25 protein-coding genes are annotated in these 25,218 nt (G+C 68.4%); 14 read left to right on the top strand and 11 right to left on the bottom strand.

All coding sequences use genetic code 11. From position 1 onward, the window contains the following. Positions 1-16: 16 nt before the first annotated feature. Positions 17-556, bottom strand: coding sequence for a peroxiredoxin (locus tag ABDW31_RS16335; RefSeq protein WP_184719225.1), 540 nt, complete (start codon positions 554-556; stop codon positions 17-19). 116 nt (positions 557-672) lie between these two features. Between ABDW31_RS16335 and ABDW31_RS16330 the strand changes: the two genes are divergently transcribed. From ABDW31_RS16330 to gmk, 8 genes are all read left to right on the top strand, one after another. Beyond that, the gene (locus tag ABDW31_RS16330; protein WP_184719227.1) at positions 673-1,149 is read left to right on the top strand and encodes a group II truncated hemoglobin; all 477 of its coding nucleotides are present in this window, start codon (positions 673-675) and stop codon (positions 1,147-1,149) included. Between the two features lie 94 nt (positions 1,150-1,243). Next, the gene (gene fabD, locus ABDW31_RS16325) at positions 1,244-2,188 is read left to right on the top strand and encodes an ACP S-malonyltransferase (protein ID WP_184719229.1); all 945 of its coding nucleotides are present in this window, start codon (positions 1,244-1,246) and stop codon (positions 2,186-2,188) included. Positions 2,189-2,206: 18 nt separating this feature from the next. Then, positions 2,207-2,947, top strand: a complete 741-nt coding sequence (gene fabG, locus ABDW31_RS16320; RefSeq protein WP_184719231.1) for a 3-oxoacyl-[acyl-carrier-protein] reductase — start codon at positions 2,207-2,209, stop codon at positions 2,945-2,947. Positions 2,948-3,085: 138 nt separating this feature from the next. Beyond that, the gene (locus tag ABDW31_RS16315; RefSeq protein ID WP_004615098.1) at positions 3,086-3,322 is read left to right on the top strand and encodes an acyl carrier protein; all 237 of its coding nucleotides are present in this window, start codon (positions 3,086-3,088) and stop codon (positions 3,320-3,322) included. 165 nt (positions 3,323-3,487) lie between these two features. Next, positions 3,488-4,768 carry a beta-ketoacyl-ACP synthase II gene (gene fabF, locus ABDW31_RS16310; RefSeq protein WP_184719233.1) on the top strand — a complete coding sequence of 427 codons (1,281 nt, stop codon included), beginning with the start codon at positions 3,488-3,490 and terminating at the stop codon, positions 4,766-4,768. After that, positions 4,765-5,868: an endolytic transglycosylase MltG gene (gene mltG, locus ABDW31_RS16305; protein WP_184719235.1), complete on the top strand. Its 1,104-nt coding sequence runs from the start codon at positions 4,765-4,767 to the stop codon at positions 5,866-5,868. Before fabF ends, mltG begins: the two co-directional genes overlap by 4 nt. A 3-nt stretch (positions 5,869-5,871) precedes the next feature. Further along, positions 5,872-6,753, top strand: a complete 882-nt coding sequence (locus tag ABDW31_RS16300; RefSeq protein ID WP_184719237.1) for a YicC/YloC family endoribonuclease — start codon at positions 5,872-5,874, stop codon at positions 6,751-6,753. After that, positions 6,746-7,387, top strand: a complete 642-nt coding sequence (gene gmk, locus ABDW31_RS16295) for a guanylate kinase (RefSeq protein ID WP_184719239.1) — start codon at positions 6,746-6,748, stop codon at positions 7,385-7,387. The genes ABDW31_RS16300 and gmk overlap by 8 nt, the downstream gene beginning before the upstream one ends. A gap of 37 nt (positions 7,388-7,424) precedes the next feature. Here the strand turns inward: gmk and ABDW31_RS16290 are convergent, their stop codons facing one another. The 3 genes from ABDW31_RS16290 to ABDW31_RS16280 all read right to left on the bottom strand — a co-directional run bounded on the left by ABDW31_RS16290 (position 7,425) and on the right by ABDW31_RS16280 (position 10,476). Then, positions 7,425-7,682: a GlsB/YeaQ/YmgE family stress response membrane protein gene (locus tag ABDW31_RS16290; RefSeq protein WP_184719241.1), complete on the bottom strand. Its 258-nt coding sequence runs from the start codon at positions 7,680-7,682 to the stop codon at positions 7,425-7,427. A gap of 280 nt (positions 7,683-7,962) precedes the next feature. Further along, positions 7,963-9,639, bottom strand: coding sequence for an HWE histidine kinase domain-containing protein (locus ABDW31_RS16285; RefSeq protein ID WP_184719242.1), 1,677 nt, complete (start codon positions 9,637-9,639; stop codon positions 7,963-7,965). Between the two features lie 84 nt (positions 9,640-9,723). Next, complete coding sequence (locus tag ABDW31_RS16280) at positions 9,724-10,476, bottom strand: glutaredoxin (RefSeq protein ID WP_184719243.1); 753 nt, start codon at positions 10,474-10,476, stop codon at positions 9,724-9,726. Positions 10,477-10,544: 68 nt separating this feature from the next. Between ABDW31_RS16280 and ABDW31_RS16275 the strand changes: the two genes are divergently transcribed. Together ABDW31_RS16275 and ABDW31_RS16270 are read left to right on the top strand one after the other, a co-directional pair. Beyond that, positions 10,545-10,928, top strand: coding sequence for a MerR family transcriptional regulator (locus ABDW31_RS16275; RefSeq protein ID WP_184719244.1), 384 nt, complete (start codon positions 10,545-10,547; stop codon positions 10,926-10,928). Between the two features lie 78 nt (positions 10,929-11,006). Continuing rightward, positions 11,007-11,567: a dihydrofolate reductase family protein gene (locus ABDW31_RS16270; protein ID WP_184719245.1), complete on the top strand. Its 561-nt coding sequence runs from the start codon at positions 11,007-11,009 to the stop codon at positions 11,565-11,567. Between the two features lie 86 nt (positions 11,568-11,653). On the opposite strand, the gene ABDW31_RS16265 is transcribed toward ABDW31_RS16270, so the two are convergent. The 7 genes from ABDW31_RS16265 to lptF all read right to left on the bottom strand — a co-directional run bounded on the left by ABDW31_RS16265 (position 11,654) and on the right by lptF (position 20,103). Continuing rightward, on the bottom strand, positions 11,654-12,103 hold the full coding sequence (locus tag ABDW31_RS16265; protein WP_184719246.1) for a GNAT family N-acetyltransferase: 450 nt from the start codon (positions 12,101-12,103) through the stop codon (positions 11,654-11,656). Positions 12,104-12,112: 9 nt separating this feature from the next. After that, positions 12,113-12,931 carry a 16S rRNA (adenine(1518)-N(6)/adenine(1519)-N(6))-dimethyltransferase RsmA gene (rsmA, locus tag ABDW31_RS16260; RefSeq protein ID WP_184719248.1) on the bottom strand — a complete coding sequence of 273 codons (819 nt, stop codon included), beginning with the start codon at positions 12,929-12,931 and terminating at the stop codon, positions 12,113-12,115. Between the two features lie 13 nt (positions 12,932-12,944). Further along, a complete protein-coding gene (gene pdxA / locus ABDW31_RS16255) occupies positions 12,945-13,955 on the bottom strand; it encodes a 4-hydroxythreonine-4-phosphate dehydrogenase PdxA (RefSeq protein ID WP_184719249.1) in 1,011 nt (336 codons plus the stop codon). Positions 13,956-13,959: 4 nt separating this feature from the next. Next, a complete protein-coding gene (locus ABDW31_RS16250) occupies positions 13,960-15,321 on the bottom strand; it encodes a peptidylprolyl isomerase (RefSeq protein ID WP_221444673.1) in 1,362 nt (453 codons plus the stop codon). A gap of 129 nt (positions 15,322-15,450) precedes the next feature. After that, positions 15,451-17,868 (bottom strand): LPS-assembly protein LptD, encoded by a 2,418-nt coding sequence (locus ABDW31_RS16245; RefSeq protein WP_184719253.1) that lies wholly within the window; start codon positions 17,866-17,868, stop codon positions 15,451-15,453. Beyond that, the gene (gene lptG, locus ABDW31_RS16240) at positions 17,861-18,967 is read right to left on the bottom strand and encodes an LPS export ABC transporter permease LptG (RefSeq protein ID WP_184723873.1); all 1,107 of its coding nucleotides are present in this window, start codon (positions 18,965-18,967) and stop codon (positions 17,861-17,863) included. The genes ABDW31_RS16245 and lptG overlap by 8 nt, the downstream gene beginning before the upstream one ends. After that, the gene (lptF, locus tag ABDW31_RS16235) at positions 18,964-20,103 is read right to left on the bottom strand and encodes an LPS export ABC transporter permease LptF (RefSeq protein ID WP_184719255.1); all 1,140 of its coding nucleotides are present in this window, start codon (positions 20,101-20,103) and stop codon (positions 18,964-18,966) included. The genes lptG and lptF overlap by 4 nt, the downstream gene beginning before the upstream one ends. A 227-nt stretch (positions 20,104-20,330) precedes the next feature. Here lptF and ABDW31_RS16230 point away from each other — a divergent pair, with 227 nt between their 5' ends. The 4 genes from ABDW31_RS16230 (at position 20,331) to ABDW31_RS16215 (ending at position 25,207) form a co-directional block, all read left to right on the top strand. Then, positions 20,331-21,812: a leucyl aminopeptidase gene (locus ABDW31_RS16230; protein WP_184719257.1), complete on the top strand. Its 1,482-nt coding sequence runs from the start codon at positions 20,331-20,333 to the stop codon at positions 21,810-21,812. Between the two features lie 2 nt (positions 21,813-21,814). Further along, entirely contained in the window at positions 21,815-22,276 is a 462-nt protein-coding gene (locus ABDW31_RS16225; protein ID WP_184719259.1) for a DNA polymerase III subunit chi, read from the top strand. Then, positions 22,273-22,626 (top strand): peptidase inhibitor I78, encoded by a 354-nt coding sequence (locus ABDW31_RS16220; protein WP_184719261.1) that lies wholly within the window; start codon positions 22,273-22,275, stop codon positions 22,624-22,626. Before ABDW31_RS16225 ends, ABDW31_RS16220 begins: the two co-directional genes overlap by 4 nt. Positions 22,627-22,717: 91 nt before the next feature. After that, positions 22,718-25,207, top strand: a complete 2,490-nt coding sequence (locus tag ABDW31_RS16215) for an ATP-binding protein (RefSeq protein WP_184719263.1) — start codon at positions 22,718-22,720, stop codon at positions 25,205-25,207. Positions 25,208-25,218: the final 11 nt, after the last annotated feature.

The raw sequence follows: 25,218 nt of genomic DNA, 5'->3' as shown, positions 1-25,218 counted from the left end.
TCAGCGGCGCTGTTCCTTACTTCTTACCCTTGTAGGCCTTCACCGCGTCCATGGTCTTGCCGACGTGGCCCATGAAGTTGCCGTCGGTGTGCGACAGCAGGACCTTGCCGTTCGGGGCGATCACGTACGACGTGCGGTTCGACCAGTCCGGCTTCAGGGCCATCGCCACGTCGTAGTTCTTGATCAGGCTGGCGTCGGCGGCGGCGACCGCAAACTTGTCGCGGCAGTGCTCCTTGGAGAAGTCCTTGATGCGGTCGACATTGCCGGCCGTGACGCCGATCACCGTGGCGCCCAGCTTTTCAAACTCGGGCGTGGCCTCGGCGAACTCGTGGGCCTCGGCCGTGCAGCCCTTCGTGTAGGCGGCGGGGAAGAAGTACAGCACCACCGGACCCTTCTTCAGGGCCTGCGAGAGCTTGAAGTCGAAGTCCTTGCCGGCCAGGGCGGCCTTGGCGCTGAAGTCGGGCGCCTTGTCGCCGACCTTCAGGGCGGCCAGGGCGGGGGAGGCGGCGGCCAGCACAAGGGCGGTCGCGGCGATACCAGCGAGCAGACGGGACATCGGAGGCTCCAGGCGGGAGGATGTTTACGGTCCTGTCTTGGATACCCCCATTCTTTCGTCTTCCAAACCGCTACATTGTTCTGGCGCGCCTTTGGCGGCGCGCGGGGGAAAACGTGATGACCGAACCAGCGAACATTCCGACCCTGGCCGCGTGGGCGGGCGGCCCCGAGCGGCTGAAGGCGCTGTTCGAGACCTTCTACGCCAAGGTGCCGAACGATCCCGTCCTGGCCCTGGTCTTCGCGCACATGGACCCTCGCCACGCCCAGCACGTGGCGGACTTCGTCGGCGAGGTGCTCGGCGGACCCAAGGCCTATACCGAGGCAGGTGGCGGCCACGCGTCGATGATCCGCAAGCACATGGGACGGCATCTGACCGAGGCCCAGCGCCGGGCCTGGGTGGCCCTGATGCTGGACACCGCTGACGCCGTGGGCCTGCCCGACGACCCTGAGTTCCGGGCCGCCTTCGTCGGCTATCTGGAGTGGGGCACGCGTCTGGCGGTGATCAATTCGGCCGAGGGCGTTGCCGAGCCGGAAGGCGATCCGCCCATGCCGGCCTGGGGCTGGGGTCCTCCGGGCGGCCCCTGGCTGGGGTGACGGCGACGGGCGGCGAAATGGCGGCGACTTGCCGCCCGGCGGCCTTTGGCCTAACCCTCCCGGCCTTGAATCTACTTAGACGGAGCGGGCTTCGATGAGCATCGCCTTCATTTTCCCCGGCCAAGGCAGCCAGTCGGTCGGCATGGGCGTCGATCTGGCCGAGGCGTTCGCCGCCGCGCGCGAGGTCTTCCAGGAAGTCGACGACGCCCTGGAACAGAAGCTGTCGGTCCTGATGAAGGAGGGGCCCGAGGGCGACCTGACCCTGACCGAGAACGCCCAGCCGGCCCTGATGGCCGTCAGCCTGGCCGTGACCCGGGTCCTGGAGAAGGAATTCGGCCTCGGCATTGACAAGGCCGCCTTCGTGGCCGGTCACAGCCTGGGCGAATACTCGGCCCTGGCCGCCGCCGGCGCCATCACCCTGGCCGACACCGCCCGCCTTCTGAAGCTGCGCGGCCAGGCCATGCAGCGCGCCGTGCCGGTGGGCGAGGGCGCGATGGCTTCGCTGATCGGCCCCAAGACCGATCTGGCCCTGGCCGAAGCCGCTGCTGCGGCGGGTTCGGAAGTCGGCGTCTGCGTCGTGGCCAACGACAACAACAACGGCAATGTCGTGATCTCGGGCGACAAGGCCGCGGTCGACAAGGCCATCGAGAAGGCCAAGGAACTGGGCGCGCGCGCCATTCCGCTGAACGTCTCGGCGCCGTTCCACTGCCCGTTGATGCAGCCGGCCGCCGACGAGATGGCTGAGGCGCTCTCGAAGACCACCATCATCGCCCCGCGTACGCCGCTGGTCGCCAATGTCACCGCCGCCCCGGTCCACGACCCGGACGTCATCCGCAAGCTGCTGGTCGAGCAGGTCACCGGCCGCGTCCGCTGGCGCGAGAGCATGACCTGGCTGGCCACGGACGGCGGCGTCACGCGTTTCGCCGAGGCCGGCGCCGGCAAGGTCCTCTCGGGCATGGCCAAGCGCATCGCCCCGGACGCCGAGGCGACCCCGCTCAACACCCCGGCGGACCTCGAAGCGTTCGCCAAGTCGCTTTAAGCTAAGAAAGACCGTTCAATGTTCGATCTGACCGGCAAGACCGCTCTCGTCACCGGCGCCACGGGCGGCATCGGCGGCGCCATCGCCAAGGCCCTGCACGCCCAGGGCGCCCACGTCGTGCTCTCGGGCACCCGCGAATCGGCTCTCTCGGAACTGGCCGCCCAGTTCGGCGAGCGCGTCTCGTACGTGGCCGCGAATCTCTCGGACGCCGAGGCCGTCGACGGCCTGGTCGCCAAGGCCGAGGAAGCCGCTGGCGCGCCGCTGGACATCGTCATCGCCAATGCCGGCGTCACCCGCGACGGCCTGATCGTCCGCATGAAGGACGAGGACTGGGACACCGTCATCAAGGTGAACCTGGAAGGCTATTTCCGCCTGGCCCGCGCGGCCGCCAAGGGCATGATGAAGCGCCGCGCCGGCCGCATCATCGGCATCACCTCGATCGTGGGCGTCACCGGCAACCCCGGCCAGACCAACTACGCGGCCTCCAAGGCCGGTATGATTGGGTTTTCCAAGGCCTTGGCCCAGGAACTGGCCAGCCGTGGCGTGACCGTCAACTGCGTGGCGCCGGGCTTCATCGCCAGCCCGATGACCGACGCCCTGAACGACCAGCAGAAGGCCGGCATCCTGTCGACCATCCCGGCTGGCAAGCTGGGCGAGGGGAGCGATATCGCCGCGGCGTGCGTTTACCTGGCCAGCGATCAAGGCGGCTACGTCACCGGTCAGACCTTGCACGTCAACGGCGGCATGGCCATGATCTAAAACCGCTGTTCCTCTTTCGGTCTGCCGCTAGCAAGCCGAAAAGGAACGTGATAGGCGGAGCCCGACAATTCCTGCGAATAGCGCGGTTACACCTCGCTGTTCACGGGCCGAAATTTTCATAACGAGGGACTGAACCGAATGTCCGACATTCTCGAGCGCGTGCGTAAGATCGTCATCGAACACCTGGATGCCGATCCCGAGAAGGTCACCGAGAAGGCTTCCTTCATCGACGACCTGGGCGCCGACAGCCTCGACAACGTTGAGCTGGTGATGGCGTTCGAAGAGGAGTTCGACATCGAAATCCCCGACGACGCCGCTGAACACATCCAGACCGTTGGCGACGCCGTGAAGTTCATCACGGAAAAGACCGCCTAATAAGGCGTCGAGTTCGCTAGTCGAACCTGACCATTTCCGCCGCGTCGCACGGGCTCTTGCCATCGTGCGCGCGGCGGTTTTCGTTTGAGGCCAAGATTCGCGGTTGGCATGGCTTTGGGGCGATCCCCACATCCGAGCTCCGCATCGAAGGTTTGGGAGTGATCCATGCGTAGAGTCGTCGTCACGGGTATCGGCCTGCTGACCCCTCTGGGCCAGGGCGTTGACGTTACCTGGAAGAACATCCTCGCCGGCAAGTCCGGCGCGAACCGCATCACGGCGTTCGACCCGACCGACTACGCCTGCCAGGTGGCCTGCGAGGTTCCGCGCGTCGATGGACGCGGCGGCGGCGGCCCCGACGTCGAGGGCTCGTTCGACCCCGACCAGACCATGAGCCCGCGCGACCAGAAGCGCGTGGACGACTTCATCCTGTACGGCATCGCCGCGGCTGATGAAGCCATCAAGGATTCGGGCTGGGTCCCGGAGACCGACGAGGACAAGTGGCGCACGGGCGTCATCCTGGGCTCGGGCATCGGCGGTCTGTCGACCATCGCCGACACCGCGCTGGAACTGGAGGCCAAGGGCCCCCGCCGCGTCAGCCCGTTCTTCATCTCTTCGGCCCTGATCAACCTGATCTCGGGCCAGGTCTCGATCAAGTACGGCTTCAAGGGCCCCAACCACGCGGTCGTCACGGCCTGCGCCACCGGCGCCCACGCCATCGGCGACGCCATGCGCCTGATCAAGTACGGGGACGCCGACGTGATGGTCGCCGGCGGCGCCGAAGCGGCCGTCTGCAAGGTCGGCGTGGCCGGCTTCATCGCCTGCCGCGCCATGGCCACCAGCTTCAACGACACGCCTGAAAAGGCCTCGCGTCCCTATGACAAGGACCGCGACGGCTTCGTGATGGGCGAGGGCGCTGGCGTCTTGGTGCTGGAAGAGTACGAACACGCCAAGGCGCGCGGCGCGAAGATCTACGCCGAAGTGGTCGGCTACGGCTTGTCGGGCGACGCCCACCACATCACCGCCCCGTCGGAAGACGGCGAAGGCGGCGGCCGCGCCCTGGCGGCGGCGATGAAGGACGCGGGCCTCCAGCCCTCGGACATCGACTACGTCAACGCCCACGGCACCTCGACCATGGCCGACGGCCTGGAAGCGGGCGCTGTAGAGCGCTTCCTGGGCGACCACGCCAAGAACGTCGTCATGTCGTCGACCAAGTCGATGACCGGCCACCTTCTGGGCGCAGCCGGCGCGATCGAGGGCATCTTCTCGATCCTGGCCATCCGTGACCAGATCGCGCCGCCGACGATCAACCTCGACAATCCAGACGTGAACGTCGCCATGAACCTGGCGCCGCACAAGGCCGTGCCGATGAAGATCGACGTGGCCGTGTCCAACAGCTTTGGCTTCGGCGGCACCAATGCCACCGTCGTGTTCAAGAAGGTCTCGTGAGCAAAAAGCCGTCGCCCCCCCGCAAAGCAGCCCCTCGGGGTAAAACCTCCCGTCGGGAGACCGCCTCTGTGGGGCGACGGCTGATCCGCGCTGTTCTCGGCGCGATCACGACCCTTGTGGTCATCGGCATGGTCGCCGTTCTCGGCGCGGCCTGGGTCTATAACGGCCCGGGTCCCGCTGCGAAGGCTGGCGACAAGACCTCGGTCGTCCTGCGTCGCGGGGCCAGCCTGCCCGAGATCGCCTCCAGCCTGGAGCAGGGCGGGGTGATCCGCTCTTCCTCGATCTTCATGACCGCCGCCAAGGTCACGGGCGCGGCCCGTACGCTGAAGGCCGGCGAGTACGAGTTCACGAGCCGCGCCTCGATGGCCCAGGTGCTGGACGCCATCCGCCACGGCCGCATCGTGCGCCACTGGATCACCATTCCCGAGGGCCGCACCTCGGACATGGTCATGGACATTCTCAACGCCTCGCCGATCCTGACCGGCAACGCCCCGACCCCGCCGGAAGGCGCGATCCTGCCCGAGACCTACGAGGTCCAGCGCGGCGAGGACCGGGCCGCCGTCCTGCAGCGCATGATGGACGACCGCGACAAGCTGCTGAACCAGCTGTGGGCCAACCGCCAGGCGGGCCTGCCGTTCCAGACCAAGGAAGAGGCCGTCACCCTGGCCTCGATCGTCGAGAAGGAAACGGGCCTGGCCGAGGAGCGCCCGCGCGTGGCCGCGGTGTTCGTCAACCGCCTGCGCACCGGCATGCGCCTGGGCTCGGACCCGACCATCATCTACGGCATCTCGCGCGGTCGTCCGCTGGGCCGCGGTATCCGCATGTCGGAGCTGCAGCGCCTGACGCCGTACAACACCTATCTGATCGACGGCCTGCCGCCGACGCCGATCGCCAATCCCGGACGCCAGGCCCTGGCCGCCGTGCTGGATCCGCCCAAGACCGGCGACCTTTATTTCGTCGCCGACGGCACGGGCGGGCACGTGTTCGCCTCGACCCTGGAGCAGCACAACGCCAATGTCGCCAAGTGGCGCCAGATCGAGCGCGACCGCGCCGGTGAGAACGTGCCCGTGGTCCCGGCCAAGCCGGCGGCGGGGAACTAGGCCATGCCGATCTCGGGGATGACCGGCTTCGCCCGGGTCGAGGGCGCGCACGGCGCCTGGACCTGGGCGGTCGAGGCGCGCAGCGTCAACGGCCGCAACCTGGAGACCCGTTTCCGCGGTCCGCCCAGCTTCGAGACCCTGGAGCGCGCGACCCGTGAGGGCTCGCAGGCCCGCTTTCAGCGCGGCCAGCTGACCGTCAATGTCCAGGCCAAGCGCGCCGAGACCTCGGGCGAGACCCAGGTCAATGTCGCGGTGCTGGAGCGCTATCTGCGCGCTGGCGATCCCTATGTGGCCACCGGCATGGTCGCCAAGCCGACCCTGGACGGGCTGCTGGCCCTGAAGGGCGTTATCGAGGCCCGCGAGGACGAGGACAACGCCGACGAGCGCGCCCTGGTCGAGGCGGCCATGACCCTGTCGATCGCCCAGGCCCTGGACGGGCTGAAGACGGCGCGGCTGGAGGAGGGCGCGGCCCTGGATCCGGTGCTGCACGGCGCGGTCGACCGTATCGAGGCCCTGACGGCCCAGGCCGAGGCCGAGGCCGCCGGTCAGCCGGCGGTGCTGAAGGAGCGCTTCGCCCGCCGCATGACCGAACTGCTGGGCGAAGCCGCCAGCGAGGAGCGCGTCGTCCAGGAAGCCGCCGCCCAGGCCGTGAAGGCCGATGTCCGCGAAGAGCTGGACCGCCTGGTCAGCCACGTCGCCGGCGCCCGGGCGCTGCTGACAGGCGAGGGCGCGTCGGGGCGCCGGCTCGACTTCCTCTCCCAGGAATTCATGCGAGAATCCAATACCCTCTGCTCGAAATCGGCCCTGACCAGCCTGACCGCCATCGGTCTGGAGCTGAAGGCCGTGATCGAGCAGTTCCGCGAGCAGGTCCAGAACGTTGAATAAGCCCCACCATCCCCATCGTGGTCTCCTCCTGATGGTCGTCGCCCCCTCGGGCGTCGGCAAGACCTCGCTGACGCGCCGCCTGGTGGCCGATCACAACGACCTGCACTTGTCGATCAGCGCCACGACCCGCGACCCGCGTCCGGGCGAGCACGACGGCCGCGACTACCACTTCGTTTCGACCGACAAGTTCCAGGGCATGATCCAGGACGAGGCCTTCTTCGAGTGGGCCGAAGTCTACGGCAACCACTACGGCAGCCCGCGCGAGCCGATCCTGGCCTCGCTGGAGCGCGGTGAAAGCGTGCTGTTCGACATCGACTTCCAGGGCGCCATGAAGGTGCACGCCCAGGCCGAGCAGGACAGCGTGCTGGTCTACATCCTGCCGCCGTCGCTGGCCGAGATGAGCCGCCGCCTGCACGCGCGCAGCCAGGACAGCGAGGAAGTCATCCACCGCCGTCTGTCGCGCGCCAAGGACGAGGTCGCCGCCTGGGAGCAGTTCGACTACGTCATTCTGAATGATGATTTCGACCGCGCTTACGCGGATCTGGCCCACATCTATCACGCCGAACGTCTGAAGCGGGCGCGTAACCCGTGGATCGGCGACCTGGTGGGCGATCTTCTGCAAGAAGAGATCTAGCGGCGAGCCTTAGGCCCGCCGCCGAAGCCGTTGGCGCCTAGAGCGCGCGACGGCCGAAGATCAGGTGGTACAGCGCCAGGATCACGACGGCGCCGACCGTGGCCACCAGCAGGCTATAGAGATTGAAGCCGGACACGCCGCTGTTGCCGAACTGGTTGAACAGCCAGCCGCCGACGAACGCGCCGACGATGCCGAGCACGATGTCGAGCAGCACGCCGCTGCCGGAACGATTGACGAGCTTGCTGGCGATGAAGCCGGCGATCAGGCCGAGAAGCAGCCAAGCCAGAATGGACATCTTCGGGACTCCATGAGCGAGCGGCCGCCCTGCGCGGCCTTGCCCAAAGAAGTCCTGAATGGTCTCGTTAGTTCCCGCGCATCCGGCCCTGGACGTACGCGATGAGTTTCTCCGCGGGCGGACGGCCGAACGCAATGAACAGGCCAGAGCCCAGAATGGCTCCGATCAGAAACGGCAGATCCATCGATCAAATCCCCTAAGACGCGAGCGACCTATTGCAGATGCTCCGTGGCCAAGCCAAGGCGACAGTGAGGCGCTGCGACGATCGGTCGTGCGTTGCCTATTCGGCCGCCACAGCGGCGCGGGGCGCGGCCAGGATGGTCAGGGTGCAGGTCAGGCCCTCGGGCGCGTAGTCGAACGCCGCCGAGCCGGCCAGGTCGCCCTTCAGGCTGGCCGCGATCAGGCGCGAGCCGAAGCCGTTGCGCTTGGGTGGCGAGACCGGCGGTCCGCCCCGTTCGCGCCAGACGACGGACAGGCGCGTACGGCCGTCCAGGCTCCAGTTGACCGTGATCCGGCCGGCGTCGGTCGCCAGGGCCCCGTACTTCGACGCGTTGGTGGCCAGCTCGTGGAAGATCATCGCCAGGGCCACGGCCGCGTTGGGCGCCAGGGGCAGGGCGGGGCCGTCCAGGTCGACCTGGGTCTCATAGGGCTCCAGCGCCTCGGCCAGCAGCTCGCCCAGGTCCGCGCCTTCCCAGTTGCGGCGGGTCAGCAGGTCGTGGGCCGTGGCCAGGGCGTGGATGCGGTCGTTGAACTGGGCCAGCCCCCCATATCGGCCAGAATCTTCGCCGCCTTCCCGCAGGCTGTGGCGGGCCAGGGACTGCACGACGACCAGGGTGTTCTTCACCCGGTGATTTAGCTCGTTGATCATCAGCTGCTGACGTTCGGCGGCCTGACGGGCCTCGTCGTCGCGGGCGCGCAGGATCTCGGCGGCGGCCTGCAGCGAGCCGCGCACCTCGGCGATCTCCTGCAGGTGCGACGGGGCTGGATCCAGCGGCCGACCCGCGGCCAGGGCCTCGGCCTCGCCGACCAGGCTGCGCACGTCGCGCGAGATGGGCCGTGAGAAGCCGAACGCCGCCGCCACGCCCAGGGCGATCATCAGCACCGAACCCGCCACGGCCGGACCCAGAGAGGTCAACACAGCCCGGTTCAGCTCGGCCCGCGGCACCCCGACGATGAAGGTCCAGCCATAGGTCGGCGAGCGGCTGAAGGCCGACAGGGTCTGGACCTGATCCAGAGTGTGGGTCTTGACCACCCCGTCATAGGCGCGGGCGATGGCCGCCTGCATGTCGGGGCTGGCGTGCTTGCCCAGCATCTTGTCCTGGTCGCGCGAGCGGGCCACCAGGGCGGCGTTGCGGTCGACGATGCTGGCGGTCCAGCTGCCCGGGAAGGCCTGGGCGGTCATCAGGGCGTGGAAGGCCGCCGGCTGCTGCATGAAGGCCAGCACGCGCACCTCGCCCCTGACCAGCACCGGCACGTTGACGCCCACGATCGGGCCGGCCCCGTGGCGCGGGATCAGGTTACTGACATTGGACTTGCCCGTGGTCATCTCGCGCCAAGAGGCCGGCGTGACGGGGGCGATGGGCGGCGACGCGCCGGGCGGCAGGCGGGTGTTGATCCACTGCCGGTCACGGCTCATCAACACGATCCAGCCTTCGCGGCCCTCCACGGCCTCGCGGGCCTGCTTCTCGAAGGTCGCAAGGTCGCCCTCGGCCAGGGCGGGCGAGACCGCCAGGGCCTGCAGCACGCTCTGGCCCTGGCCGATCTGGCGGTCGGTGGCCAGGGACAGGGCGCGGGTCATCGCCGTCAACTGGGTGGCGAAGCGCCGCTGGCCCTCGGTGTACTGCATGGCGACCAGCGCGCCCATCAGCAGGATGGCCGGCGCCGCCAGGGTAAGCGCCATGAAAAGCAGGCGCCTCGCGACCGTCGAAGGCGCCTTCACCGCACTGTTGGTGGTCACGTTCGCCCCGCTCAGCCCAAGGTCAGGCTGGCCGGGCGCAGCTCAACCGTCAATAGGGTTTGACGTTAGGGTCATCCCTAGTCGTCATACATGTGGCCGGGCCAGCATCCAGACGGCCATGGCGATCATCATCAGGTTCTCCAGCAGCGACACGAAGCCCAGCGGCACGTTGCTGTCGCCGCCCACGCAGGCGCACTTGAGTTCGCGCTTCTCGATGTAGACGGCCTTGAACACCGACACCGCGCCGATGCCGCCGATGACCAGACTGAGGGGCGCGGCCAGGCCGGTCAGGACGCCGGCGGCCATCAGCACACCGGCGGTCAGCTCGGCAAACGGATAGACATAGCCATAGGGGATCCAGCGCTGCGCCAGCAGGTCGTAGTTCAGGAACATGGTCGAGAAGCTCTCGACGTCGCGCAGCTTCTGCTGGGCCAGCAGCACCATGGCGAAGGCCACGAACCACTCGCCGGCCTGCACGGTCAGGGCGCTGCCGAAGGCGGCCTGGCTGGCGGCCAGGGCCAGCAGGGCGGCCATGGCGAACAGCACGATGACCGGCGTGTAGGTGAGGGCCTTGGGATCGCGGACCTGCAGCCCGAAATGCCGCCGCAGGTCATCGTAGCCGCCGATCCGGACGTCGTCGATGAACACCTGGGGCGTGGTCTTGACCTTGTGCAGATCCTTGAAGGCGTTGGTTTCCTCGCGCGTCCTCAGCCACTGGTCCTCGACGGCGTAGCCCTTGGACCTGAGCAGATGCAGCGCCTTGCGGCCATAGGGGCAGACGTGGCTAGGCATCACCATGCGGTAGAGAACAGCCGTCTTGGACGCTGGGGCTTTCATCGCTTCACTCCTGGATTCGCGATCAGACCCATCCCATGTAGGTTCCGTACCATGGTACGGAGTCAAGCATGAGCGGAACGATTGCGAGCCTGGCCCGCGAAGGCGGCGTAGGCGTGGAGACGGTGCGCTACTACCAGCGCCGCGGCCTGCTTCGAACGCCTGAGAAGCCCGGCGGGGTTCGGCGCTACGACGCCGAGGACGTCCGCCGCCTGAAGTTCATCCGCGCCGCCCAGACCGCCGGCTTCACCCTGGAGCAGATCGGCGAGCTGCTGGCCCTGGACGCCGGCCAGGACCATGTGCGGGCGCGAGCCTTGGCCCGCGAGCGGATCGGCGCCCTGGACGACAAGATCGCCGAGCTGCAGGCGGCGCGGGCGGCCCTGACCCGCCTGGCCGACGCCTGTGGCGCGACGGCGGGACCGTGCCCGATCCTCACCGCGTTCGAGACGGCTTGAGACAAATCTGTCCCGCGTTGTCGGCGCGCGTCGTTCTCGCCCGTCCTTGAGCCGCCAACCGCAAGCGGGGAGAACATCATGCGAGAGCTCATTCTAAAGATGGCCATGTCGGTCGACGGCTTCGTCAGCGACCTGTCGGGAACCAACACATGGATGTTCGGAGCCGACGACGAGGCGCGGGCCTGGAACGTCGAGACGTTGTGGAACGCTAGCCTGCACATCATGGGTAGCCGCAGTTTCGAGGCCATGGCCGCCTGGTGGCCGAGCTCGACGGACATCTTCGCGCCGCCGATGAACGAGATTCCCAAGGCGGTCTTTACCCGCCAGGGCGCGGCGATCCTGGACGGCGCGCGGGACAGCTGGGCCCAGGCCCACGTGGCCGGTGGCGACCTCGCCGAGGAGATCGCGCGGCTGAAGGCTCAGGACGGCAAGCCGATCCTGGCGCACGGCGGCGTCACCTTCGCCCGCAGTCTGGTGGCGTATGGCTTGGTCGACCGCTTCGTGCTGGTGGTCGCGCCGGTCGCGCTCGGCGATGGCCTGTCGCTGTTCCCGCCGGTGGAGACGCCGCGGCGGCTCCAGCTGGTCGGTTCAAAGGCCTTCCCCGGCGGCGCGGTGGCCCAGACTTATCGCCCAGGCTGAACCTGTCGCGATTGCGTGATTCCGACGAGCGCCTGTGCGGCCTCCGATAAGGGGCCGCGCGCCATAATTGAGGCGGTCGAAGAGGCCTAGGCGCGCTTGCGCAGGGCGCGGGCGAAGGTTTCCCCGCTCTGGATGAAGCCCGTCGCCAGGCCGAAGGCGCGCAGGTCGTCGGCTGAAGGGGGCGTATCGAGCACAAGATCGCCACATCCGGCCGACCGCGCGGCTTGGGAGGCGGCTTTCAGCAGCAGGCGGGCGATGCCGTTGCGACGACGCTCCGGATCCACGAAGAGCGTGGAAATCGATCCCACCTTCAGGTCGGCCGTCAGGGTGGCGTGCCAGTGCACTACGATGACCCCAGAGGGCGGACCCCATTCCTCGGCGATGAGCAGCGCGCCGGGCTGGTTCAGCACAGCGGTCAGGCGATGCGCAAGCCGGTCCTTGGGGATGGTCTCGCGAGCCGCCGACAGGAGTTCGGCGAGGCCGTCCGCGTCGCTGCTGTGAGCGGTTCTGATCGAGAGGCCGTACCGGTTCGACATGACGTCCGGCTAGGCGAGCGTCGCCTTGGCCAGGGCCAGGAAGCCGGCCAGGTCGACGACCTCGGCGCGGGCGTCGGGATTGATCCCGGCCTTCTCGCACAGCTCGCCGCCGCCCAGCACCTTCAGGCTGGAACGCAGCATCTTGCGGCGCTGGCCGAAGGCGGCGGCGGTGACGCGTTCCAGGGCCGCGATGATCTCGGGCGATGGCGGATCGGCCTTGGGGACCAGGCGCACGACGGCCGAGGCGACCTTGGGCGGCGGGGTGAAGGCCTTGGCCGGCAGGTCCATGACCGTCCGGGCTTCGCACAGGGTCTGGGAGATCACGGCCAGGCGGCCGTAGGCGTCGTCGTCCGTGCTCGCCACGATGCGGTCGGCGACTTCCTTCTGGAACATCAGGGTCATCGACAGCGGCTTGAACGGGCCGGTGAGCCAGTTTATCAGCAGCTGGGTGCCGACGTTGTAGGGCAGGTTCGAAACGACGTGGGCGGGGCCGCCGGCGGCCTTCAACCCGTCGACCTTCAGGGCGTCGCCCTCGACCAGCTCCAGGCGGCCGTCGACGACCTCGGCGACTTCCGACAGCAGGGGCAGGAAGCGGCTGTCCTTCTCGATGGCCACGACGCGGGCGCCGGTCTCGAGTAGGGCGCGGGTCAGGCCGCCGGGGCCGGGACCGACCTCGACCACGGTGTCGCCTTCGCCGATCTGGGCCAGACGGGCGATCTTGCGGGTGACGTTCAGGTCCAGCAGGAAGTGCTGGCCGAAGCTCTTGCGCGCCATCAGGTCGTGGCGTTCCAGGGCCTCGCGCAGCGGGGGAAGGTCGGCGAGGCTCATATCAGGACTCGGGTCAGGACTGGTAAGCCGCGCGGCGAGCGGCGATGTCGGCGGCCATGCGAATGGCGGCGATCAGGCTGTCGGGGCGGGCCACGCCGCGGCCGGCGATGTCGAAACCCGTACCATGATCGGGCGAGGTGCGCACGATCGGCAGGCCCAGGGTGACGTTCACCCCGCTCCAGAAGTCCAGCATCTTGACCGGGATCAGGGCCTGGTCGTGGTACATGCAGATGACGCCGTCGTAGCGCAGGCGCGCTTCCGGGTGGAACAGGGTGTCGGCGGGGGCGGGGCCGAAGCAGTCGACGCCCAGGTCCTTCAGGGCCTGCACGGCCGGCTGGATGACCAGAACCTCCTCGCGGCCGATCGAGCCGCCTTCGCCCGCATGCGGGTTCAGGCCAGCGACGGCCAGGCGCGGGTTGGCGATGCCGAAGTCGCGACGCAGGGCCTGGGCGGTGACCAGGGCGCAGTTGACGATGGCCTCGGCCGACAGGGCCTCGGGGACGTTCTTGAGGGCCGTGTGGATGGTCACCAGGGTGGCGCGCAGGTCGGCGGCGGCCAGCATCATGATCGGGCCGCGCGCACCTTCGAAGCGCTCGGCGGCGGTCAGTTCGGCCAGGAACTCGGTGTGGCCAGGAAACTTGAAGCCGGCCTCGTACAGCGGGGCCTTGGCGATCGGGGCGGTGACCAGGCCGGTGACGGCGCCCGACAGCGCCAGGCCCACGCCGGTCTCGATCCAGCGGATCACCTGCGGCGCATAGGCCGGCGAGGCCTGGCCGGCGACCACGGGCGAGAGCAGGGGAATGTCGATGACCGGCAGGGCGTCCTCGAAGACGCCCACGGCCTCTTCCGGACCCGTGACCGGGCGCACCTTGACGCCGCCGCCGGCCGAGGCCAGTAGCTGGGCGTCGCCGACCACCACGAACCGGGGGCCGTCCTGGCGCAGGGCGCGCCAGGCCTTGGCGATGATCTCGGCGCCGACGCCGGCCGGATCGCCGGCGCTGAGGGCCAGGGGGCGCTGGGGCACCGGCCTATCGGGTCTCGATGGTCGCCTGGTTGCGCAGGTCCCGCAGATAGCGCTTGGCGATCAGCGCCAATTGCTGGCCGCGCAGGCGGTTCTCAATCTGGTCGTGCGACGGGGCGTTGGCGCCGCCCTGGCGCTTGCCGCAGACGGCGATCAGGTGCAGGCCCGCGTCGGTGCGGATCGGATCGGAGATCTGGCCGACGTCCAGCTTGCCGGCGGCTTCCTGGAAGGCCGGGGCCAGATCGGTGATCTCGGCTTCGCCCAGGTCGCCGGCCACCAGGCCGTCGATCTTGCCGGCGGCGGCTTCCAGGTTCGAGCAGCTGCTGATCTTGGGCTTCAGGTCGTTCAGGACCTTGGCGGCGGCGTCGACCTGGGCCTGGGTGGCGTTGGCCGGCAGCGGCGAGGCCACCTGCTTGAGGTCGACGATCGCGGTCTTGGAGCCGGCGCGCTTGTCGCGCAGATAGATGATGTAGACGCCGTCCTTGACCGGGATCGGGCGCGACAGCTGGCCGGGGCGCAGCTGTTCCAGCGCGGAGTCGACCTCGGCCGGCATCTCGCCCTGGCTGACCCAGCCCACGTCACCGCCGTTGGCGGCCGTGGCCGAGGCCGAGAACTGACGGGCGACGGCCGGGAAGGGCGCGCCCTGCTGCATCTGGCCGATCAGCTGGGCGGCGCCGTTGGTGGCCACTTCCATGCCGCCGACGCGGCTGGCGTCCAGGAACACTTCGCTGATCTGGTACTGCGGCTTGGCGGCCGACTCGGCCAGACGGCGCTGATAGGCCTTGATCTGGTCTTCGCCGATGCGCAGGCGCGAACCGTAACGACCCTGGATCCACGACTGCCAGCTCGACTCGGCGCGGATCTGGGCGCGCCAGGTGTCCAGGCCGATGCCCTGCGAGGTCAGCTGCTGCTTCAGCTGGTCGGCGCTCATGCGGTTGCCCTGAGCGATGTCGCCGATCTGCTCGTCGACTTCCTTGTCGGTCGAGATGATCGTAATCTTCTGTTCTTTCTCGACGCGACGTAGCTCCTGCATCTGCAGGCGCTCCTCGATCAGCGAGCGAACGGCTTCCTGCTCGATCTGCGGCAGGTTCTCCTCGGTCGGCTGCATGCCCGAGGTGGCCATCAGCAGGCGCATGCGCTGCATGACGTCGTAGGTCGAGATGATGTCGTCGTTGACCACGGCCGCGACGCTCTCGGCCAGGCCGCGCGGGGCGGCCGCAGCGGCGGCGGGCGCGGCCGCTTGCGGCGCCTGCACCAGCGGCGGCGCGGCGTCTTGAGCCTGGGCGGGCAGGCTGAAAGCCCCCACGGTCAAGGCGAGGATGGACGCGGCGCCGGCCGCGAAAGTCGTCACGCTACGCGCAGACCGCATGGATAGTGTCGTTCCTTTAGGCCCAATCATCGCCCTGACGGGCGCGCGGGTCGTTTATCACGTTTTTGGAGGCGGCGATCGCCGAGTTGGCCCCGCTCGCCCCCCAGGCGCGGTTACTCAAGTTTCGAGCTAGTACCCTGTATCACCCAATGTGGCGAGCGTTAGGCGGAAGACGACCGTTCGATCCGGCTGCAGCCGAATGCCACTGGCCGTCGAGGCGTAGCGATCTTCCTGTTGGTAGATGACGTCGATGCGAATGCAGTCGTCCTGGTAGGCCACGCCCAGGTCGCGGCGACGCCACAGGTCCGAGACCATGTCGCGCGAGCCCAGGGCCGTCAGCGACCACTTCTTGGTCAGCTTCAGCTCGGCGATGGCCTCGAGGCTTTCCTGGCGGTTGCCGTTGGTGTCCAGCTCGTCCTTCAGGTAGCGCACCACAGCCCAGCCGCGGGCGGTCGAGGCGTTCACGCCCGTTTCGATCCGGTGGATCTCCTGGGTCTGGGCGTCGAGGCGGGTGCGCACGAAGCCGGTGATGCCCGCCACCGGCGTGGCCGTCGCGGCCACGACCCAGTCGGACGACCGGCTCTGCAGACCGGCGCGGGCCGGCAGCAGCGGATCGAACTTGGTGCGGAAGCTGCGGCCGACCAGAATGCTGCCGCCGCGGCCCTTCGACAGATTGACCGTGGCCCGACCACCGACGTTCAGACGCTGGCCGCCCTCATAGAGGTCGAAGCCCGGCGACTTGTTGGCCTGGAACAGGTTGGTCTCGTCGAATTCCAGCGTCTGGCTGTCTTCGTTGTAAAGGTACTGGGTCGTGCCGTTGCGGGCCACCACGGTGGGCACGCGCGAGCTTTCCGAGCCGATCGCCACCTGGGCCAGGGGCTCCAGCACCACGCTGCCGCCGCCGCTCAGCGGCTTGTAGAACGGCAGGCTGAAGTCGACGCCGCCGACGCCCAGCGCCCGCGTGTAGTTCTGCTTGGTCTCGTCGCCCAAGGCCGCGGCCTCGGGCGTGACATAGGTCTTGATCGCATAGGCGTCGGCGCGGGCCTGGGCGAAGGGCGAGACCTTCAGGCCGTTGCCGATGATCGCGCTGGTGCGCCAGTCGCCCTGCAGGGTGGCGCGGCTGGAATCGACGCCGCCGCGACCCTTGTAGCTGGGCAGGAAGTAGGGCGCCTCGCCGTACTGCGACTCCGAGCGGTTCAGCATGACGCCGGTGCCCTGCAGGCGCAGCCGCCCGCCCAGGACCGGGGTCGACGGCTCCCAGCGGCCTTCGACCAGCGGGCCGATCAGGGGGAAGGCGCCGCTGTTTTCGAAGGCGTTGGCCGTGCCGGTCGTGGCGTTCAGGCCCACGACGCGCAGGCCCTGCACCGAGACCGCCGAGACCGATAGCCATGAGCGCTCGTCCTGGCGGGTGGTGTACAGCTGCGAGACCAGACGGCGGTCGTCGCTCGTGAACAGGCCGCGCTGCTGGTAGACGTCGTTGATCTTGTACTTGTCGAACAGCACCGCGTCCGAGACGCGTTCGGCCGAGAAGCCCCACTTCCACTTTTCGTCGATGTCGAACTTGCCCTTGGCCAGGATGTAGCTGCGGGCCGTGGACTGGCCGAAACGGTCGCCGCGGTTGTCGAAGTCCTTGTCGTAGGTAAAGCCGCCGCGCGCCTCGACGATTCCCGAGAAGAAGCGCTTGCGGTAGTTCACGTTCAGGAACGGGTTGACCTTGCTGTTGATCTGCGGCGCCAAGACGACATCCGAGGATGGCGAGATCACGTAATAGTACGGTTGATCGTAGGACAGGCCGCGCCCGTTGGAGGCGGTGATCTTCGGCGCCAGGAAGCCCGAGCTGCGCTTGGCCTGGGGGTCGGGGTGCCAGAACAGCGGCATGTAGAGCACCGGCGCGCCCCACAGGCGGATGACGGCGTTCTTGTAGTAGACCAGCTGGCGGGCCTTATCCTGGACGATCTTGTCGGCTTGCACAGACCAGGTCGGGTTCGGCTTTTCGGCGCAGACCTCGCAAGGCGTGTAGATCGCCTGGTTCAGTTCCTGAATGTTCTCGTTGCGGCGCACGGCGGTCACCGCGGCCAGCTTCATGTTCTGGTCCAGGCGCGCGGCGAAGTTGCGGGCGAAACCCGCCTTCATGTCCTTGTCGACTTCCAGGTGGTCGGCGAACTCGGCTGTGCCGTCCGGATTGATCATCTGGACGTGGCCGTTGGCCACCACCGCGCCGGTCTTGCTGTCGTAGACGACCTCGTCGGCGCGCAGGGTGCGGCCCTGATAGCGGGCCTCCACCGAGCCGCGCGCGGTCATCTTCTCGGCCTGCTCGTCGCGGATCAGCAGATCGGCTTCCAGGTAGTAGCCTTCGTCGCCCAGCCCGTCGGACGGGGCGGCCGAGACCACCGGGACCGGCGGAATGTTGACGAGGCTCTGCTGGGCGTTAGCCGCACCGGCGCAGGCGAGCGACAGCCAAGCCGCGCCGCTCAGCAGCAGAGCGCGGCAGACAGCGCTGTGACGCGTTTCAGTCATGAACGACCCTGGCAGCAATGACTCACCCATCTTCCGTATAGCAAAGCAAAGTGAACCCCGCCAAAAGGGCCACGATCGGCGGCGTCCAGGCAGCGATAACCGGAGCCAGAACGTCCGCCTTGCCCAACGTGCTGCAAAGCTCGTTGAAGAAAAAGAACCCGAAGCCCAGCGCGACGCCCGAGCCGGCCAGTGTGGCCAGGCCGCCCAGACGCATCAGGCGCAGCGAGAAGGCCGCCGCCAGCACCGACATGGCCGCAAAAAGCAGCGGCGTGGCCAGGTCCTGCTGCAGGCGCAGCTTGAACGGCGCGGCCGAGAAACCGGCGTCCTCGGTGCGCTTGATCGTCGAGGGCAGGCGCCACAAGGCCACGGCCTGCGGAGTGTTGAAGCGCTCAGAAGCGCTGCGGTCGTCCAGATTGGACGGGATCGACAGGCTGTCCGAGCGGATGGCCCCGGCGCCGGGCGTGGCCTCGCGCACCCCGGTCAGGCGCCAGAAGCCCGGTTCCAGCCGCGCCTCGTTGGCCTCGATGCGGCGGGTGAAGTCCATCACGCCCTTGTTGTTCAGGGCATAGACGAACAGCGACACCCCGCGCAGGCGCACCGAGCCGTCGACCATGTCGCGGGCGCGGGCCCGGATGACGATCTGGGTCTTGTCGTCGCCCTGGCGCAGCCAGGTGCCCTTGGGGACATCCTTGAGATACCCGTTCATCATGTTGTCGCGCTCGGTCTCGAACCGGGCGGTCATGGCCGTGGTCAGCGGGTTCAGCAGGCTGATCGACAGCAGGCCGATCACGAACGAGGCCGTGGCCGCCGGCATGATGAAACGCCAGGCCGAGACGCCGGCCGCGCGCATGGCGATGAGCTCGCTGCGCCGGTTCAGCTCGACGAAGGCCCACATGGTGCCGAACAGGAAGACGAACGGCGCCAACACCAGGATGGTGGCCGGGGCCTGCAGGATGGTCAGATAGAACAGCTGCAGGAAGCCGACGTCCGTGCGCGTGCCGACATTGCGGGCGATGTCGACGAAGGCGATCAGCATCACCATCGCGCCCAGCACCGCCACGGCGCCGACCAGCGAAGCCATGGTGCGGCGCAGGACATAGCGCTCCAGCATCCCCATGCTCAGCATCAGGCGGCTCCCGTCCAGGCGGGCTCGGCCTTGACCGGCTTGCCGGCGCGGCGCGTCGAGACCTTCTGGCGGAAGATCTGCGACAGGCCCCACCACATGGCCGCCAGCGGCACCATGTACTGCAGGACGTTGAGCCAGGCGCCGTCCTCGCACGCGGCCTGCACGCCGAAGCCGACGATACGGACGATGCCGGCGGCTGCGCCCACGGCGGCGATCCGCTTGCCATAGCCCATGCGGCTGAACGAGCCGCCCAGCACGGCGGCCAGGGCCATGGTCATCAGGGCGATGTTGTACAGCGGGCTGGCGAAGCGCGAATGACCCTCGGCCAGCATCTTGTCCTTGTTCCGCTGCTCCCATTCCTGGGTCAGGTCGGGGAAGAACAGCTCGTGCGGATAGCGGTCCGAGATCTTGTAGTGCAGCACCTCGTCACGCTGGACCATGCTGGACAGGTCGAAGGTGTACTCGTCGAACGAGGTGTACTGCAGCACGCCCTGGCGAGAGAACTGCTGGTTGGAGCCGTGGCGCATGATCAGCACCGGCTCGCCGCGCCGCGTGGCGATCTCGGCCTCGCGCGCCGAATAGGTCGAGGCCCCGCCGTTGGGCATGTCCTGGTGGATGAACAGGTTCTGGATCTTGTTGTCGCGGTCGATCGACTGCGCATAGACCGTCAGGCCCGGGGCCGGCTCGGTGAACTGGCCCGGCTGCACCAGGGTGGAGGCGACGTCGGCCTTGATCTCGAACGAGGTCTCGCGGATCTGGCGGGCGCTCCAGGGCTGCAGCCACAGGCCCGAGACCAGCGAGATCAGGGCCGCGATCACCGCCAGGCGCATGGCCGGCGAGATGACGCTCCAGCGACTCATGCCGCCGGCGAAGCAGACGACGATTTCCTGTTCGGTGTGCAGCCGGTTCAGCGCCACCAGCGCGGCCACGAACAGGGCCAGGGGCAGCATGATGGCCAGCAGCTGGGGCAGGGCCAGAAGGATGATCTTCAGGAAAACCAACGCGCTCTGGCGTTGCTCCACCAGAACGTCGAATTCCGACAGGCTGCGCGCCAAGAGGGCGAGCGCCACCAGGGCCGCGGTCGCCAGAAGCGTCGGGCCCAGCAACTGACGGAAGAGATAACGTTCTATGAGGCGCATGCAGAGTCGTTCGGGGCGGATGGATTCGCGGGACGAACCCCGAAGATGGGCCGTTCTACACGGGGGCTTTGTGTCGGCACAACCAGGGACCTAACTTGGCCGTCCGCAGTGGCGACGAACGGAGCCTTTTCTATGGCGCGGCATTGGACTATGCCGCCTAATTCAAGAGAGAGCGGCAGCGCCGTCGCGACGCGCCGTTTCAAGTCGCCCAGATGCAGGAGCGCGGCATGCGTATCGAGTTCGTCCCCGTCGACACCCAGGCCGGCGCCGCCGCCGCCATCGCCGTTCTGGCCCATGAGGGCGCGGCCCTCTCGCCGGAAGCCCGCGCGGCCAATGAGGCCACCGGCGGCGCCCTGGCGCGCGCCATCGCCGGTGGTCGCTTCACCGGCGCCAAGGGCCAGACCCTGGACCTGGTCGCCCCGCACGGCCTGGAAGCCGCCCGCCTGGTGCTGGTCGGCGTCGACGGCTCGGGCGCGGTCGAGCCGGAAGCGGTCGAGACCGCCGCCGCCGCCGCCTATCAGGCTGTGAAGACGACCGGCGTCACCGAACTGGTCCTGAAGCTGGGCGCCGACGCCGAGAGCGCCGCCCGCGCCGCGTTTGGCGCGCGCCTGGCGGCCTACCGTTTCGACCGCTACCGCACCACCGAAAAGGCCGAGAAGAAGCCCTCGGTCCAGGTGGTGAAGGTCGCCGCCGCCGATCCGGTCAAGGCTCAGAAGGCCTATGAGCCGCTGGCGGCCCTGGCCGACGGCATCATCTTCAGCCGCGACCTGGTCTCCGAGCCGGCCAACATCCTGCATCCGGAAGAGTTCGCCGCCCGCGCCAAGAGTCTGGAGAGCCTGGGTCTCGAGGTCGAGATCCTGGGTGAGGCCGAGATGGCCAAGCTGGGCATGGGCAGCCTGCTGGGCGTGGGGCAGGGCAGCGTTCGCGAGAGCCAGCTGGTCATCATGAAGTGGATGGGCGCGGCCGATAAGTCGGCCCAGCCGATCGCCTTCGTCGGCAAGGGCGTCTGCTTCGACACCGGCGGCATCTCGATCAAGCCAGCCGACGGCATGGAAGACATGAAGTGGGACATGGGCGGCGCGGCCGCTGTGACCGGCCTCATGCACGCGCTGGCCGGCCGCAAGGCCAAGGTCAACGCCATCGGCATCCTGGGCCTGGTCGAGAACATGCCCGACGGCAACGCCCAGCGTCCGGGTGACGTGGTCACCTCGATGTCGGGCCAGACCATCGAGGTCATCAACACCGACGCCGAAGGCCGTCTCGTGCTGGCCGATGCGCTCTGGTACTGCCAGGAGCGTTTCAAGCCGCAGTTCATGATCGACCTGGCCACCCTGACCGGCGCAATCATCATCTCGCTGGGGCACGACTACGCTGGTTTGTTCAGCAATAACGATGGTTTGTCAGAGAAACTTCTCGCCGCCGGCAAGGCCGAGCGCGAGCCTCTGTGGCGTCTGCCGCTGCCGGCCGCCTACGAGAAGCAGATCGACAGCCCGATCGCCGACATGAAGAACATCGGCGGCCGCCCGGCCGGCTCGATCACCGCGGGCCTGTTCCTGCAACGCTTCGTCAACAACGTGCCTTGGGCGCACCTGGACATCGCCTCGGTGGCCTGGAAGAAGCCCTCGACCGATCCGACCGTGCCGGACGGCGCGGCCGGATACGGCGTGCGCCTGCTGAACCGCCTCGTCGCCGACGCCTACGAAGGCTGAGCATGACTGCTGGTCCTTGCGAGGTCTGGTTCTACCACCTCGAGCGCTCGCCGCTCGAGGCGGTGCTGCCCGAGCTTCTGGAGAAGACGATGGGCCGGGGCTGGAAGGCGCTGGTGCGCGGGGGCGATCCCCGCCGCCTGGAAGCGCTGGACCAGCACCTGTGGACCTTCCGCGAGGACAGCTTCCTGCCGCACGGCCTGGTCAGCGAGCCGATGGCCGAGCGCCAGCCGGTGCTGCTGACCGGCGAGGACGGCAATCCCAATGCGGGCGATGCGGTGTTCCTGATCGACGGCGCGGATCCTGGAGATCTTTCAGGGGTTTCCCGCTGTATCCTGCTGTTCGATGGCAGGAATGACGAGGCGTTGGCGCAGGCGCGTGGGCGTTGGTCGGTATTCAAGAAGGCCGGGCATCCGGTGTCCTACTGGCGCCAGGGCGTCGAACGTGGTTGGGAGAAGCAGGCATGAAGCGGATCGCATCCATCCTGGCTACGGTCTTGGTTGCCGGGGGCTTTGTCTTGGCGTCGTGCTCCAGCGCGCCCGAGCCGGCTCCGCCGCCGCCGCCCACCACCCCGACTGCGCCGCCCGCCCTGGCCCTGCCGCCCAAGCCGCCGGCCGCCGAGAAGGACCAGTGCGGTCTGAAGGACGCCCAGCAATATGTCGGCAAGCCGCGCACCAGCCTGCCGGCGCCGGTCGATCCCTCGCGCTGGCGCGTGGCCTGCACGACTTGCCCGGTGACGATGGATTTTCGAGCAGATCGCCTGAACATTCTGTTCAATGCTGATACCGGTATCGTTCAGGAAGTTAAGTGCGGGTAGTAACGGTGTTATCCGAGGCTTTGCTGGCGTTTTCGCGCCTCGGATGAAATAAACCGAGTCACCGGACATTCCTGGCCGGTTGGCTCAGTGCATGGTCGACAGCGCGAATATCCGATCCCAACTCGGCGATGATTGGACGGCGACGCTTCTCAGCGGCCTCGTCGCCGCCCTCGGTTTCGGACTTCTCGCCTTCCTGTGCGTCGAGGTCCCCCGTTCGCTGGGGCAGTCCTCGCCGATCTGGCTTTCAAATGGTTTCCTCACCGCCATCTTGCTGACCGCGCCGGGCCGTCGCTGGCCCGTCATCTTTTTGGGCGGGTTGACCGGATCGTGGGTGGCGGGGTGGCATGCCGGCTATGGCCCGTGGTCCTTTCTGCTGATCGGCGGCGCCAGCGTGCTGCAAGGGCTGCTGGCCGCCTATGCCGTGCGGCGTGTGGTCGGCGATGAGATCGACCTGGGCCGGCCGCGTGACATGCTGGCCTTCATCCTGCTGGCCGGCTTCGCGGCGCCGCTGTGCACCGGCCCGCTGACGGCGGGTCTCTACATCTGGTTGGTTGGTCCGGCGCCGTGGGCCGATTTCGCCGGCTGGACGCTCAGCGACATGCTGGGGATGCTCAGCATCGCGCCGGCTCTGCTGGTGCTGATGCGCGCCCCGACCTATCTGCGCGAGCGGCCGCTGACCCGTGACGGTGTGCTGTCGATCCTGATCTGCTGTGTCGTCACGATCTACGTCTTCACCCAGAGCCGCTATCCGCTGCTGTTCCTGGCCCCGCCGGTGATGCTGCTGGTGGCCTGGCGCCAGGAAGTGCTGGGCGCAGCCATCAGCGCGACCCTGGTGGCCGCGATCTCGGTGTCGATGACCATGGCGGGGCTGGGGCCCATCCACATGATCGACGCGGGCCCGGGGCCGCAGTCGATCATGCTGCAGGTCTTCCTGGTGGTCGCCACCTTCGTGACCCTGCCGGTCGCCGCCTTGGAGCGCCATCGCCGCGCCACCCTGGCCATGCTGTTGGAGACCCGCGAGGCCGCCCAGCGCAGCGAGGCCAGCTTCCGCCTGCTGGCCGAGAGCGCGCTCGACATCATCGCCCACAGCGATCTGCAGGGCCGCATGACCTATGTGTCGCCGGCGGCGTGGACGATCACCGGCTATGCGCCCGAGGAACTGCTGGGCCGGGCCTATCTGGACATCGTTCATCGCGGCGACACGCTGCGCCTGGCGGAGGTGGTGCGGGTCCAGCGCGAATGCCCGAGCCTGGACCAGGCCCCCACGGCGGTCACCGTCGAGTATCGCGCCTATCGCAAGGACGGCGCGATGATCTGGCTGGAATCGCGTCCGACCCTGGCTTGTGATCCGGTCACCGGCCAGCCGACCGGCATCACCGACATCATCCGCGACATCACCGCCCGCAAGACGCTGGAGATGGACCTGCGCGCCGCCCGCGCCGAGGCCGAGAAGGCCGCCGCCGTGAAGGGCGAGTTCCTGGCCAATATGAGTCACGAGCTGCGCACGCCGCTGACGGCGGTGATCGGCTTCGCCAACCTGCTGGCCGACGAGCCCGACCTCAGCCCGCGTGGCCGGCGCTATGTCGATCGCATCGCCACCGGCGGCCGCACCCTGCTGGCGACCATCAACGACATCCTCGACTTCTCGCGGCTGGAGCAGGGCCGCATCGCCCTCAATCCGCGTCCGGTGAAGATCACCGACCTGGTGTCCGAGGTGCTGGAGATGCTGGGCCCCGACGCGGCGGCCAAAAACCTGCTGCTGCGCTCGGCCGGCGACGAGATCGCCCCGCCGGAGCTGTATCTGGATCCCGAGCGGGTGCGCCAGGTGCTGCTGAACCTGATCGGCAACGCCGTGAAGTTCACCCAGGTTGGCGAGGTCCGCCTGGACACCGAGTACGACGTCGAGGCCGGCCGCCTGCGTGTGACGGTTACTGACACCGGTCCGGGTGTCACGGCCGAGGACCAGGCGCTGATCTTCGCCCGCTTCGCCCAGATCGACGCGGCCCTGACCCGCGAGCACGGCGGCACGGGCCTGGGTCTGGCTATCTCGCGCGGCCTGGTCGAGCTGATGGGCGGCGAGATCGGCGTCGAGAGCACCATGGGGCAGGGCGCGCGCTTCTGGTTCGAGATCCCGGCCGAGACCGGTCCGCCCCATGACGAGGCCCCGGCGCCGGACGAGGACGGCGACATCCCGCTGCCGCCGCCGGGCAGCCGCGTGCTGGTCGTCGACGACAATCCCGGCAACCGCGAGCTGGTTCGCTCGGTGCTGGAGGCCGTGGGCGTCGAGGTGGTCGAGGCCGTCGACGGCGAGGCCGGCGTCGCCGCCGCGGCCGCCGCGCCCTACGACGCCATCCTGATGGACCTGCGGATGCCCAAGCTGGATGGCGTTTCCGCCGCCCAGCAGATCCGCGCTCAGGACGGTCCCAGCGCCCGGGCGGCGATCATCGCCTTCTCGGCTGATGTCCGCACCGCGCCGCTGGATCCGGTGTTCAACGGCGCCACGCCCAAGCCGCTGACCGTGGCCTCGCTGCTGGCGACCCTGGTCCACGCCCTGGGCGGACCCCGCGCGGCGACCACCTAGACAACGTTGTC

Origin of the sequence: Caulobacter sp. (assembly GCF_039596335.1) — a bacterium.
Lineage (GTDB): Bacteria > Pseudomonadota > Alphaproteobacteria > Caulobacterales > Caulobacteraceae > Caulobacter.
Note: the sequence above shows the minus strand (reverse complement) of the source record. Positions and strands in the feature narration are given on the sequence as shown.